A 14,139-nucleotide genomic window follows, 5' to 3' on the forward strand; every position below is an offset into this window, starting at 1 on the left:
GGAGGGTAGATTATGAATAAAAAAATAAAAATGATTATCTTTACTTTGATATGTTCTTTAACTGTAGTTACTACTAAGGTTTCAGCAGAAGGCTCATCATTAAGTAGTCCAAAGGTTAACATTACTACTAGTAAGGAATGGACTGTAAAATTTAATGCATCTTTAAAGACAGATACTGTTAATGACAAAAGCATAACTGTGAAGGATGAAAATAACAAAGTTGTACCTGTAAGCGTAACCATGGGTAAGAGTTCTGATACGATAGTAATAAGTCCTGAAGTTTCAGGATATGAACCAAATAAAAAATATAATTTGATAATAGGTACAGACGTTCAATCAACAGACGGTAAGAAACTTAGCTCTCCAATGGAAATGCAGTTTACTACTAACAATAAATATGAGGATGGTAGTAATTATGAAAACTTACCACAAATAGTTTCATGTAAGTTTCAGTATTCTCCACTTTTATCTACCGAAAAACAAGTCTTTACTTTAAATACTAATAATGGACAAGATGTTGAATATAGAATTTTTGTACATAACTATTCTTTAGATAAAGATAGTTATACAGAAGTTACTAATGGTTATACTAAACCTTCTGATGGAAAAATAACATCAACAAAAACTTTAGATGCAGGATCAAATGGTCAAAAGTATAAAGTTTTAATATATGTTAAAAAGTCAGGAAACGTTGGAACGCATAAGGATGTAAATACAGATTATGATAACTATTATACTGACTATTTTAGATGTATAAATAGTACAGATACAAGTAACAATGAATATGAAAATTATGATGTTTCTGTGGATCAAATGGTAGATATTCAAACAAAATTAAGCGATAAGTCAGTTTTTGTGGAAACTAATGATTTTAATAATGCAGCAAGTAAAAATCAGATTAAATACTATTTAGATCCTAATAATTTTATGGATTCATATGGAAAATATCAGTTTTTAAAATTAAGTTATACAGATGGTATGAGCGTAGATCAAGTTAATAATATCTTAAAAGGTAAAGGGATTTTAGATGGAAAAGGACAAGCATTTTTAGATGCTGCTAAAAATAATAATATAAGTATTGTATACTTAATTTCACATTCCTTATTAGAAACTGGAAATGGAACATCACCATTAGCTAATGGTGGACAAAAAGATAGCAGTGGTAAATATATTTTTGGTGCACCTGTATATAATTTCTTTGGAATAGGTGCATATGATAAAGATCCTAATTATTATGGAACTAAAGCAGCTTATGATAACAAATGGTTTACTCCAGAGGATGCAATTAATGGTGGAGCTCAGTGGATTGCATCACAATATATAAATAATCCTAATGGAAAACAAGATACTTTATATAAAATGAGATGGAACCCTTCTAATCCAGGGGAGCATCAATATGCTACAGATGTAGCTTGGTCATATAAGCAGCTTCCTAAGATGATAGAGGGAATAACAAATATCTTAGATAAGGTTAAGGATATAAAATTAAATTTTCAAATACCTAAATTTAAATAGAAACTCATATTGTAATTAACCATAATAAAAATCACTATAGAACTTACTAAAGTTCAATAGTGATTTTTTATGTAAATAAAGTTTTTTATGAAGGTGATTTTGAAAAAATCTTATTATTCTAGTATTCCTTCTTCTTTTAAAATTAATTCTAATTTACTAACTTTTTCTGTAAGAACTTTGAAATTTTCTAATATTACTTCTTTAGGTAGATTTTCTTTACTTAAATTTTCTTCCATGTTTTGAATTGTTTCTAAAGCTTCATCAATATCCTTTTGAGCTAGTTCTAAATTTCCTTCTTTCATTTATGATTCTCCTTTAGTTTAATATATTTTTGACTTTTTTTAATCCATCGTCATCTATAAATGGTGCGCAAAACTCAAAGTTTTTTTCATGTCCACAATTAGAGCATACACAGGAACATACATCATATGGTATATCATCTATTATATCAATATTTAAGTCTTCCGCTAAATATTGGCCACCACATATCTCACAAGGAGTATCATTTATAACAGAATACTCACTTTCTATATATTTCATTATTTCTTTAATGGTCATTTCAAACCTCCGATTTTCAAAAAATTATATACAACATAAATGGTAGCACTCTTAAATTTTAATTTCAATAGTAATAATAACTTATAGCAACTTAACTGTAAAGTTAAATTTTCATTTAAAGGTTATGTTAGTCAATTTGAATATAATTTGAACATATATATTAATAATTACTATAACAAAGTTATTTATAAAGGAGATAGGTAAGTGATAAATTATATATGGTTTTTTATTTTAGGTTTTGGAATAATACTAGGTATTTTTACTGGGAGAGGTGCAGATATATCTAAGGTTATAGTGTCTTCTACAGAATCCACAGTAAAACTAACTATAAGCTTATTAGGAATAATGTGCCTATGGTGTGGAGTAATGAAAATTGCTGAAAAAAGTGGTCTTACTGATAAATTAGCAAAAATTTTAAAACCTATACTAAAGTTAATTTTCAAGGAAGCTTCTAAAGATGAAAAGGCCATAGGAGCAATAGTTATGAATTTAACTGCAAATATGATGGGACTTTCAAATGCAGCGACTCCCTTTGGAATTAAAGCTATGAAGGAATTAGATAGATTAAATAAAAAAAACAGTTCAGCCAGTGATGATATGGCATTGTTTTTGGTGATAAATGCAGCGTGTATACAATTTTTACCTACTACTATTATATCAATGCGTGCAGCAGTAGGATCTCAGAATCCTGGAGAAACTATATTACCAGGTATAATAGCTACTGGTACGGCAGCTTTATTTGGAATAGTATTTTGTAAGATACTGCAAAGGTATTTTTGAATCAAATGATGGTTAAGAAAGAATTAATGGAGGTGACATTTTGGATTATATAATAAAATCAATAGTTCCTATAATTATAATATCTATAACTGCATATGGAATATTTAAAGGAGTTAAAGTATATGAATGTTTTGTAGAAGGTGCAAAAGAAGGAATTAGTATATGTGTTACCATATTTCCATACTTATTGGCTATGCTAGTAGCAGTAGGTGTTTTTAGGGAGTCTAGAGCTTTAGATTATTTTATATTTATTGTAAAACCTTTTGCAAAACTCATAGGGCTTCCACCAGAAGTTGTACCACTAGTATTGATAAAGCCTTTATCTGGCAGTGGTGCTTTAGGTATTTTTGCAGAAACTATAAATAAGTTTGGAGTGGATAGCTACATAGGGAGAGTTTCTTCCATAATTATGGGGTCTACAGAAACAATATTTTATACACTTACAGTGTATTTTGGTGCTGTAGGAATAAAAAAAATAAGGCATACTCTTTGGGCGGCAGTTTTAGCAGATTGTGTTTCAATTGTCATGGCAGTAACTTTAGCAAGAATTATGTTTTAAGCATAATGTGGTACAAGCAAATGTAAACGAAGTAACTTTTAACTGTATTCCGGCTGATATATGCTGTGAAGGAAAACTCACTTCATTAAGAAGTTCTAATGCTTGAGATATTGAAAAATTTCTACCTCCTCAAATGCGACGTCCTGTCGCTTTCGGAGCTTTTGCCGTCCTGCCAAAAATTACGAAATTTTTCAATATCTCAAGCAAAGAACTTCTAAAATTCGTTCGAATCTTCATTCACAGCATATATCAGTCTACATACAGTTGAAAGTTACTTCTTAGTGCATTGCGTGTACACATAATACTTATTACCTAGTTTATGCACATCCTGGTTCTTTTAATAATATTCTATGACGAAGCCTGTAAAAATAGTAAGTTAATTGATTATTAACTGTATTTGAAATATTTATACATTTTTCAATACACTAAATGATAAATTTATTTTAAGTTGTTTTCATAAATTCAAAAACAATTGTTTTTTGAACTAAATATATTAGTACAATAGCATACTTAGCATTAATTTTCAGCGTTATAAGTTATTGTTATAAATGTACTTTCTGTTTGCTAAAAGTATCTATAACAATGCAATTAGATGCATACATTTGAAGTTAAAATTCAAACTTCAACTACACCTTTACATTGCATTATGCTTAGATTATGAAATTTAAGCTTCTGCTTGTTTTGAAAGTGACTTAAATTTCTTTTTAAATAGGATAAACATAGTTATACCTTCAAATATCCATTGAATAGCAGTAATCCACCATACATATACTACAGAAACCTTTAATACAAATATGAAATAAAACATTAAAGGTAATCGTATTATCCAACTAGAAACTAGTGAAATTAGAAAAGGTGTTTTAGTATCTCCTATGCCTTTAAGAGCACCTCCAAGTATCATGGAAACTGCCATAGGAACTTGCTCTGCAGCGGCTACCATAAGGCATAGACTTCCTAGTCTAATAACTTCTTGTTCTTTTGAATTTATAAAAAGCTTTATTAAAAAGCTAGGGAAGATTAAATATAAAATGGCGCAAAAACCCATTAATATAACACCTAATACCATACAAGTATAGGCATATTCTTTAGATTTCTTAAAGTTTTTTTCTCCAAATTTGTGACCTGATAAAGTAGTTGCAGCTACAGCAAATCCCCATCCGGGCATATATGAAACTGATTCTATAGTAGTTACTATTTGATTAGCAGCAAAGGCTATGTTTCCAAGATGCATTATTATGAATACACATAATAATCTGCTTGTAGAAAAAGCTGCTTCTTGAAAAGAAGCTGGAATACTTAACTTTAATAATTCCTTTAGATTTTTCGAATTAAGCTTTAATATATATTTTAGTCTAGGTTTAATTTTAGATTTCTTCATTATATAGAAAAATATAAATATAAATCCTGATATTTGAGCTGAAGCAGTAGCTATTGCGGCTCCCCTTATACCTAGCTCTGGAAAACCGTAGTGACCAAAAATCAATAGCCAGTCCAAGCTTAGTGTTATTATATTAACTAGTATAGAAGCTATTAAAGGAGTTTTTGTATTTCCACAGCCCCTTAAAATTGCATTTAATACATTCATAAGCATATAAAAAATGATTCCTATGGAAACTATTTGCATAAATATTTTGCCACTATATATTACTTCGTTTGTTGCACCTGCCATTTTTAGCATGTTACCACAAAAGAAGAATATTAATAAAAATATGATAAAAGCTATAATAAAAGCTACTAAAAATCCTATGGATGAATATTCTTCTGCTAGTTGAAATTTCTTAGAGCCTATTTGTCTGGCAACTAATGAAGTAATACCTACAGATAAACCCATAGCTATGAATATATTGGAAAATGTATAGATTATTTCAGAGCTTAATCCAACAGAACTAACAGCTACGTTACCTCCATATTGGCCTACCATCATAGTATCAAATACCCATATCATCATATAGAGAATCATTTCACCTACTGCAGGAAGTGCAAGATTTAATACATCTTTTATAGTATTGCGATATAACATTTAGTACCTCCATGAGACATATTAAAAAATAATAGATTTTTAGTAATGAAAATTAATGTAGTATAATATAAATGGTACTTCATTTTATAAAATAAAACAATACTAAGAAAAATGTACTTAAAACATGAAATGTTATATTAAATTTAAGCACATTCTAAGCGGTGATTATGAGTAAGAGGTGGTTAGGTTGTTAAAATGGCGAGAGTTGTATGAAGAATGTTTACAATGTAATAAATGTGATTTGGGCAATAAAAGAACTAATATGGTGTTTGGAGATGGAAATTCTAGAGGAAAAATCGTTTTTGTAGGAGAAGCTCCAGGAGCTGATGAGGATAGAATTGGTTTGCCTTTTGTTGGTAGGGCAGGACAACTTTTAACTAAAGGACTTACAGCATTGGATTTAATAAGAGAGAATGATTATTATATATGTAATGTATGTAAATGTAGACCAGATAATAATAGAGTACCATATGAAGATGAGGCTGAAGCATGTTTACCTTATTTGAGAAATCAAGTAGCTTTAATTAAACCGAAAATTATAGTTTGCTTAGGAGCAACTGCTATGAAATACATTTTAGGAAATGATTTTAGAATAACAAGAGATAGAGGAAAGTGGATTGAAAGAAAAGGATGTTATATTATTGCTACTTTTCATCCAGCAGCTTTATTTAGAGATGAGAATAAAAAAGTATTGTTTTGGGAAGACTTAAAATCTGTAAAGAAAAAATATGATGAAATTAAAGATGATAAAATTATTTAAAAATTAGATAAATGCTATTGACAGAACTAAACATATGGAATATTATAAAAATTGAAATGCTGTGAAGGAAAGAGTAGTAAATGAAAGTATTTAAAGAGAGTCGGGTTAGGTGAAAACCGATAATAAAACAGTTTATGAACATGGCTCTAGAGCAGGTTATTTGAAATTATATTAGGATAACACGGAGGCAACCGTTATGATGCAGAGTAATAAAAGGTCTTCTTATGATGACTTGAGTTACTTACTGAGATCTTTATTGTGAAATAAAGATAAAATAGAGTGGTAAAGTGTTTATATGCACCTCTATATGAAGAACTTACTTCATATAGAGGTTTTTTTATTAGAAATTTATAAGTTTTTAGGGAGGAATAAAAAATGTGTAAAAAACCATATTACATTACAACGCCAATTTATTATCCATCAGCAAAGCTTCATATAGGTAATACGTATACTACAATTGCTGCTGATGCATTAGCAAGATTTAAAAGACTTACAGGATATGATGTGATGTTTTTAACTGGTACAGACGAGCATGGACAAAAAATTCAAAGGTTAGCTGAAGCAAAAGGTGTAACTCCTAAAGCTTATGTTGATGAAATAGTTGCTGGTATAAAAGATCTTTGGGAAATGATGAATGTAAGCTACGATAAGTTTATAAGAACTACAGATGATTACCATGTAAAATCAGTTCAGGATATATTTAAAAAGTTATATGATCAAGGAGATATATATAAAGGTTCCTATGAAGGTTGGTATTGTACACCTTGTGAATCTTTCTGGACAGAAACTCAGGCTGTAGATGGAAAGTGTCCTGATTGTGGAAGACCTGTTGAAAAGGCTAAAGAAGAAGCATATTTTTTCAAAATGTCGAAATATGCTCCTAAGCTTATAGAGTATATAGAAAGTCATCCAGAGTTTATTCAACCAGAATCAAGAAAGAATGAAATGATAAATAATTTCTTAAAACCTGGACTACAAGATCTTTGTGTTTCAAGAACTTCTTTTGATTGGGGAATACCAGTAACTTTTGATGAAAAGCATGTTATATATGTATGGGTAGATGCTTTAGCAAACTATATAACAGCTCTTGGATATGGAAGCAGTAATTCAGATTTATATAATAAGTATTGGCCAGCAGATGTTCACTTAGTAGGTAAAGATATATTAAGATTCCATACAATTTATTGGCCAATTATGCTTATGGCATTAGGTCTTCCACTACCAAAGCAGGTATTTGGCCATGGTTGGCTTCTAGTAGATGGAGGAAAAATGTCAAAATCTAAAGGAAATGTGGTAGATCCTGTACTTTTAGTAAATCATTTTGGCGCAGATCCTGTAAGATATTATCTATTAAGAGAAATACCATTTGGAGCAGATGGATTATTTAATAATGAAATATTTATAAAGAAGATAAATTCAGATTTAGCTAATGATTTAGGAAATCTATTATCAAGAACTTGTGCAATGGTAGAAAAGTATTTTGGAGGGACAATTCCAGCTCCAACAGCTAAGGAAGCAATAGATGATGAGCTTATAAAAGTTGCGCTAAATACTCCTAAAGCTGCAGAACAGTGTATAGATAATTTGAGAATTCCAGAAGCATTAGATTGCATATGGGAGCTTATTGGAAGAGCGAATAAATATATAGATGAGACTACTCCTTGGATACTTGCAAAAGATGAAAGCAAAAAGGAAAGATTAGGAACTGTACTTTACAATTTATTGGAATCATTAAGAATAGTTTCAGTATGTTTATCAGCATTCTTACCTGATACTAGTGAGAAGATAAACAAACAATTAAATGCTGAAGTTATAACTTGGGATAGCTTAACATCTTTTGATGGAACTAAAGCAGGATCAAAAGTAAATAAGGGAGAACTTTTATTTCCAAGAATAGATGTAGATGAAAAAATTGAGGAATTAAATAAACTTAAGGAACAACAAGCTGCAGCTAATAGACCTAAAATGCAGCCATTGAAAGAAGAAATAACAATTGATGATTTTGAAAAGATAGATTTAAGAATAGCTAAGGTATTAGCATGTGAACCAGTAAAAGGTGCTAAAAAACTTCTTAAGCTGAAGGTAGATTTAGGCGGCGAGGAGAGACAAGTGGTTTCAGGAATAGCTAAATTCTATAAACCAGAAGAATTAGTAGGTAAAAATGTAATATTAGTTGCAAATTTGAAACCTGTAAAATTAAGAGGAGAACTTTCTCAGGGAATGATATTAGCAGCATCTACAGATGATGATAGTAAGTTACTTACAGCTACTATTGAATCAGAACTTCCTACAGGCAGTATTGTAAGATAGGTATAAATACAGTTCAGTAAAAAGTTTAAACTTAGTACTAAAAATGATTATTTATTTTGAAGAAATTTCGGATAAATAGTCATTTTTAGTTTTTTTTATAATAATTCATCATTAATGGTATAAAACTAATTATGATCGAGCAAATATTAGATTTTGTTAAAAAAATCGCTTATATTATAATAAAAAAAAGTTGACTATAAAAATAAATGTAATAAAATGGAAATATGCAATTGCAAAATTTTAATCATCTAGTATTTAATAATACAGTTAATCAAGTGAAGCTTGATTTAGGAGGAGTTTAAACTCCAGATAAATCCGGATTAGACTTTTTTAATATCATGATTAAAATTGATTTACTTATGAATGGGAGGTTAAAATATATCCATAAGAAAAAATATGCTTAAGTTTATGAATGGAGAGATACAATGGATGATAATATAAAATTAACTGATGATAAAATAAACATATTTGATGCTCATGCACATTATGACGATGAACAATTTGATGAAGATAGACAATCCATAATAAATGAGTTAAGACAAAATGGGATAAAAGGAGTACTAAATTGTGGAGCATCTATAGAGGGAACTAGAGCTTCAGTAGAGCTGGCGAATAAGCATGACTTTTTTTATGCAGCAGTTGGAATTCATCCCGAGCATGCTGATCAATTAACAGATGAAGTTATTCTTGAATTAAAGGATTTAGCTAAAAATACTAAAGTTAAGGCAATAGGGGAAATAGGACTTGATTACTATTACGAGGAAAATCCTGCAAGAGAGATTCAAAAAAATGCTTTTATAAAACAGATGGAACTTGCAAGAGAATTAAATTTACCTGTAATTATACATGATAGAGATGCTCATGGAGACACGTTAGATATTATAAAAATGTTTCCAGAGGTTAAAGGTGAAATACATTGCTTTTCTGGTAGTGTAGAATTTGCAAGAGAATGTTTAAAGCTTGGATATTACATAGGATTTACCGGAGTAGTGACATTTAAAAATGCTAAAAAGGTTTTAGATGTAGTAAAAGAAGTTCCACTTGATAGAATGTTAGTGGAAACTGATTGTCCTTACATGGCACCTGTTCCTTTTAGAGGTAAAAGAAATAGATCAGAATATATAGCTCACATAATAAATAAAATAGCTGAAATTAAAGGTATAAGTAGTGAGGAAGTGAGTTGTAAGACTATCTTAAACATCAAGAGGTTGCTAAATATAGGATAATAGTGTAAAATTAAATTGCGATTTTTTAATTTTTTATTAATTTTACATTTAGGTATTATATGTTAATTTGCCTCATATAATATAATAAGTTTTATAAAAATTCCACCAAAAATATTTAATATAGACCATTAATAAAAAGTGCTATCATAAATATTTTATTATTAAGTTTTATGCAAAAATTTGCATTACATGGTCTAAAATGTTAAGGCGATATTTGACAGAATTCGTCATTGCACTTATAATAGGAATGTCGTTCTTACCAGGAGGAGGTATTTTTATGGTGGAAAAATTAAAAGGCTATTTTAAAAAGCATTTTTCCAATGGTCCTAACGCTAAGTATATCTACTTGACTTTAATAGTTTTAATAGTTTTTGTAGTATTGATTAGCAGCGCAAGAAAGACAATCACAGTTTCTGTAGACGGTAAAGATAAAAAAATAACGACTTTAAGTAGTACTTATAAAAGTGCTTTGAGTAATAATGGTATAACTGTAGGACCAAAGGATAAGACCACGATTAGTCTTGACAGTAAGGTTGAAGATGGCTCAAAAATATCCATAAAGAAAGCAGTAAATGTTCAAATTGCTGTAGATGGAAAGAAGTTGGATATAAAATCTGCAGAAGACAACATTGAAAAAATGTTGCAAGCAGAAAAAATAACAATTCATCAATCTGATAAAATATATCCAAGTAAAAGTTCAACTGTAAAGGCAGGGCTAAAGGTAGTGGTAACAAGAGTTGAGACAAAAGATGTTAAGGAAGTTAAACCACTAGATTATGCTACAGTTGTAAAAAAAGATGAAGATATGGAGCAAGGTAATAATAAAGTAGTACAAGAAGGAAAAGCTGGAGAAAAAGAAACATTAACTAGAGTTGTTTATGAAAATGGTAAAGAGATTTCAAGAAAAGTAATAAGTGAGACTGTTAAAAAGCAACCAGTTCAAAAGATTGTAGCCATGGGAGCTTTAAATGTTTACACACCTTCACGTGGTGCTAGGATTCCTTATACAACAGTTACGAGGATGAGAGCTACTGGGTATACCTCAGATTATGAGAGCACAGGCAAAAGTCCTGGAGATCCTTATTTTGGAATCACAGCTACAGGTACTGTAGCTAAGAGAAATGTAGGTAGCTATAGCTCTGTAGCAGTTGATCCAAGAGTTATACCCCTTGGTACTAAACTCTATATTGAGGGATATGGATATGCTGTTGCTGAAGACACAGGTGGAGCTATAAAAGGTGACAGAGTAGATTTGTACTTTGATTCCAATTCAGAGGCAGATAACTGGGGTGTAAGATGGGTTAATGTGTATTTAGTTAAATAGGAGCAAAGGCTCCTATTTTTTTCTGTATATTAAATGAATATAATAAAATAGAAAAGGAGGATGTTGACTTAGTATTTTTATTTTTAGGTCAATAAGAGCATATGATTAAAGAAGTTATTGTTGTTGAGGGAAGAGATGACATTACTGCAGTAAAAAGAGCTGTAGATGCAGAAATTATAGCAGTGGGTGGATTTGGTATTAACGCTAAAGTTATAGAAAGAATAAAAGAAGCACAAAGACGACAAGGCGTAATAGTTTTTACTGATCCTGATTTTGCAGGAGAAAAAATAAGAAGAATTATATCTAAAAGAGTTAAGGGGATAAAACACGCGTACATAGCTCAAAAGGATGGAACGAAGAATGGGGATATAGGTGTAGAAAATGCTGAACCAGAAGTAATAATAAGGGCTTTAGAGAATGCTAAATGTGAAGTAAAAGAAAAAGTATCTAACTTTGATATAAATGATATGATTTTTTTTGAACTTACAGGAAATAATAAATCAAAAGAAAAGAGAGAACTTCTGGGGAAAGAACTTGGAATAGGCTATTGTAACTCAGCTCAGTTTTTAATGAGACTTAATAATTATGGAATTAGCAGGGAAGAATTTATACAGGCCATAAAAAAGATAAATAAGGAGAAATAATATGGAAAGTTTGTCTACAAAGGATATAGTAAAAAAATATGGATTTAAATTTTCAAAAAGTTTAGGACAGAATTTTTTAATAGACAATTCTGTTTTGCAGGATATAGTTGATAATTCTAATGTTAGTAAAGATGATTTAGTAATAGAAATAGGTCCTGGAGTTGGAACTTTAACAAAAGAACTTTTAAAAAAAGCAAAAAAAGTTTATGCTATTGAATTAGATTCTGATTTAATACCTATTTTAAATGAAGAACTTAAGGAATTTAATAATTTTGAACTAGTACATAAAGATGCATTAAAGGTAGACTTTAATGAACTTATAGGAGAAGAAAAAAGCACTAAGGTAGTAGCTAATTTACCTTATTATGTTACTACGCCAATAATATCGAAATTGTTGAAGGAAAATTATAGATTTGAATCTTTAACTATAATGATTCAAAAAGAAGTAGGTGAAAGAATTGCTGCGAAACCCAGTACAAAAGAATATGGAGCACTTTCCATACTTGTACAATATTATTGTGATGTAGAAATAGTTAGAAAAGTAAGCTGCGATTCATTTGTGCCTAGACCTAAAGTAGATTCTATAGTTATAAAATTAACTAAACTTTTAGAACCTAAAGTAAAAGTTAAAAGTAAAGAATTATTCTTTAAAATAGTAAGAAGTTCTTTTAATATGAGAAGAAAAACTCTTTGGAATGGACTTAAAAGTTTGGGAATGAAAAAGGAAAGCTTAGAAAAGGCATTTATTGATGCAAACATTGATCTTAAAAGAAGAGGAGAGACTTTATCTCTAGAAGAATTTGCAAAATTATCAGATTGTATATATGAATTACAATAATCTTTTTACAATATTATACAACTAGTTGTTCACTTTTTTAATTTTACTTCATATATTATAATGAATAAAATATATGGAGGTATAGGAAGTTGGCTCAAAAAAAGAGTTATAGTAGGTATTTTATAATATTACAAGAAGATGAAAAAGGGTATTCAATATCTTCCGACAAAGTAGCTTCTGGGTACGCAAAATTGGAGCTGAAAAATGATAAGTGCAAAATATCGTATTATGTACAAAACTTAAAAAAAGAAAGTGCTCCTTATTATATGCTTTTAATTTGTAATAAGAAGGATATAAGGAAGGTAATAAAAATATCACAGATAAACATAGATGATTATGGCAGAGCAGATATTTGTCATGAATATTTAGCAGATAATATAGCTGGTACGGGTATATCCATGGATAAGATTTCTGGTGCAGCTATAGTTAAATTTTTAGATTCAAATATAATACCTGTTATGAGTGGATTTGCAAGCACTGAAATACCTGATTGGAAGACATTTGCTATGGTTGACTTAAAGGTTGAGGAAGAAAAAGAAGAAAAAGTAGTGGATACTCCTAACAGTATGTTTGACAAATATGAAGAAAACATAGAATCATTAAAAGAAGAAAATAAAACTAAAGAAATAGAAAATGTTAAAATTATACCTAAAGAAGATAATTCTAAAAAAGAACAATATATAAATAAAGAAAATGATATGAAGAAGGATATTATAAAAAAGGATATTATAAAAGAAGAGGCAAATGTAGCAAAAAAGGATAATGTAAAAGAAGAAATAAAGGTAACAAAAAAAGATGATAAAAAGGAAGAATTGATAAATAAACAAGATAATATAAAAGAAAAAGTGGACATAATTAAAAAGGATAATGTAAAAGAAGGATCAATTGTAAATAAAAAAGACAATGCAAAAATAGAAGAGAATATAAATAAAAAAATTAATATAAGTGAGAAAAACAATATCAATAATCAAGAGAATGAGAATAAAAAATATGGTATGGAAAAAGGTAACTATGGAATAGAAAAACATGAATACACAGCAAGAAAACAAAGTAAAAAAGATGTGAACATAAATCCAAAAAGAAATGAAGATTATCCTCAAATGGATGAAAATGAATTTTTTAGAAATTTGGTACAAGGATTTGAATCCATGGGAGAAATTTGTTCTGAAATAAAAAGATGTAAGTGGTATAAGGTACCTGTGAATTCACCAAAATCTATGTACGATATGTCTGATTATAGCAGGTACGCAATGATATATTATCCTATGATGAATTATTACCAGTATATAATAAAACATAAGCATTATATAATAGGATATAAGCTTAATAAAGATGGAGAGATGAAATATCTTGTATATGGTATAGCAGGAACTAAATCTAAGATGGATCAACCATATGGTGGTAGATCTGGATTTGTTACATGGATGCCTTTAAATGTTGATGATGAGAGAGAAGAGGCTCTAGGCTACTGGCTTATGTTCTATGATTTTAAAACATCTACTATCATGATACCAGTAAAGAAATAATATGGAGAAAGTATAGTACTGGGAATATTTAATATTTCTAGTACTATTTTCATATAATTAAATAAAAACTCTTATTTGA

Annotated in this window: 13 protein-coding genes and 1 other annotated feature; of the genes, 10 read left to right on the top strand and 3 right to left on the bottom strand. The window is 29.4% G+C overall.

The annotated features are described in order from the left end of the window. Positions 1-12 precede the first annotated feature (12 nt). On the top strand, positions 13-1,515 hold the full coding sequence (locus Q6H37_RS00510; RefSeq protein WP_318738679.1) for an N-acetylglucosaminidase: 1,503 nt from the start codon (positions 13-15) through the stop codon (positions 1,513-1,515). Positions 1,516-1,628: 113 nt separating this feature from the next. Here Q6H37_RS00510 and Q6H37_RS00515 read toward each other — a convergent pair whose 3' ends face one another. Continuing rightward, entirely contained in the window at positions 1,629-1,817 is a 189-nt protein-coding gene (locus tag Q6H37_RS00515) for a hypothetical protein (protein WP_007063525.1), read from the bottom strand. A gap of 13 nt (positions 1,818-1,830) precedes the next feature. Continuing rightward, positions 1,831-2,073, bottom strand: coding sequence for a metal-binding protein (locus tag Q6H37_RS00520; RefSeq protein ID WP_318738680.1), 243 nt, complete (start codon positions 2,071-2,073; stop codon positions 1,831-1,833). A 204-nt stretch (positions 2,074-2,277) separates the two neighbouring features. Between Q6H37_RS00520 and Q6H37_RS00525 the strand changes: the two genes are divergently transcribed. Together Q6H37_RS00525 and Q6H37_RS00530 are read left to right on the top strand one after the other, a co-directional pair. After that, on the top strand, positions 2,278-2,853 hold the full coding sequence (locus tag Q6H37_RS00525; RefSeq protein WP_318738681.1) for a nucleoside recognition domain-containing protein: 576 nt from the start codon (positions 2,278-2,280) through the stop codon (positions 2,851-2,853). A gap of 40 nt (positions 2,854-2,893) precedes the next feature. Then, the gene (locus Q6H37_RS00530) at positions 2,894-3,412 is read left to right on the top strand and encodes a spore maturation protein (protein ID WP_318738682.1); all 519 of its coding nucleotides are present in this window, start codon (positions 2,894-2,896) and stop codon (positions 3,410-3,412) included. A gap of 664 nt (positions 3,413-4,076) precedes the next feature. On the opposite strand, the gene Q6H37_RS00535 is transcribed toward Q6H37_RS00530, so the two are convergent. Further along, positions 4,077-5,432, bottom strand: coding sequence for an MATE family efflux transporter (locus tag Q6H37_RS00535; protein WP_318738683.1), 1,356 nt, complete (start codon positions 5,430-5,432; stop codon positions 4,077-4,079). A 187-nt stretch (positions 5,433-5,619) separates the two neighbouring features. Between Q6H37_RS00535 and Q6H37_RS00540 the strand changes: the two genes are divergently transcribed. The 7 genes from Q6H37_RS00540 to Q6H37_RS00570 all read left to right on the top strand — a co-directional run bounded on the left by Q6H37_RS00540 (position 5,620) and on the right by Q6H37_RS00570 (position 14,060). Next, a complete protein-coding gene (locus Q6H37_RS00540) occupies positions 5,620-6,192 on the top strand; it encodes a uracil-DNA glycosylase (protein ID WP_318738684.1) in 573 nt (190 codons plus the stop codon). A gap of 52 nt (positions 6,193-6,244) precedes the next feature. After that, positions 6,245-6,500, top strand: a binding site (T-box leader). Between the two features lie 67 nt (positions 6,501-6,567). After that, positions 6,568-8,502, top strand: a complete 1,935-nt coding sequence (gene metG, locus Q6H37_RS00545; RefSeq protein WP_318738685.1) for a methionine--tRNA ligase — start codon at positions 6,568-6,570, stop codon at positions 8,500-8,502. Between the two features lie 425 nt (positions 8,503-8,927). Then, complete coding sequence (locus tag Q6H37_RS00550; RefSeq protein WP_318738686.1) at positions 8,928-9,728, top strand: TatD family hydrolase; 801 nt, start codon at positions 8,928-8,930, stop codon at positions 9,726-9,728. 277 nt (positions 9,729-10,005) lie between these two features. After that, positions 10,006-11,052, top strand: a complete 1,047-nt coding sequence (locus tag Q6H37_RS00555) for a 3D domain-containing protein (protein ID WP_318738687.1) — start codon at positions 10,006-10,008, stop codon at positions 11,050-11,052. Between the two features lie 101 nt (positions 11,053-11,153). Then, a complete protein-coding gene (gene rnmV / locus Q6H37_RS00560) occupies positions 11,154-11,696 on the top strand; it encodes a ribonuclease M5 (RefSeq protein ID WP_318738688.1) in 543 nt (180 codons plus the stop codon). A 10-nt stretch (positions 11,697-11,706) separates the two neighbouring features. Further along, positions 11,707-12,534: a 16S rRNA (adenine(1518)-N(6)/adenine(1519)-N(6))-dimethyltransferase RsmA gene (gene rsmA / locus Q6H37_RS00565; protein WP_318742882.1), complete on the top strand. Its 828-nt coding sequence runs from the start codon at positions 11,707-11,709 to the stop codon at positions 12,532-12,534. 89 nt (positions 12,535-12,623) lie between these two features. Next, positions 12,624-14,060 (top strand): hypothetical protein, encoded by a 1,437-nt coding sequence (locus tag Q6H37_RS00570; protein ID WP_318738689.1) that lies wholly within the window; start codon positions 12,624-12,626, stop codon positions 14,058-14,060. Positions 14,061-14,139 lie beyond the last annotated feature (79 nt).

The sequence above is a fragment of the Clostridium sp. JS66 genome (assembly GCF_033561535.1).
GTDB lineage: Bacteria > Bacillota > Clostridia > Clostridiales > Clostridiaceae > Clostridium_AM > Clostridium_AM carboxidivorans.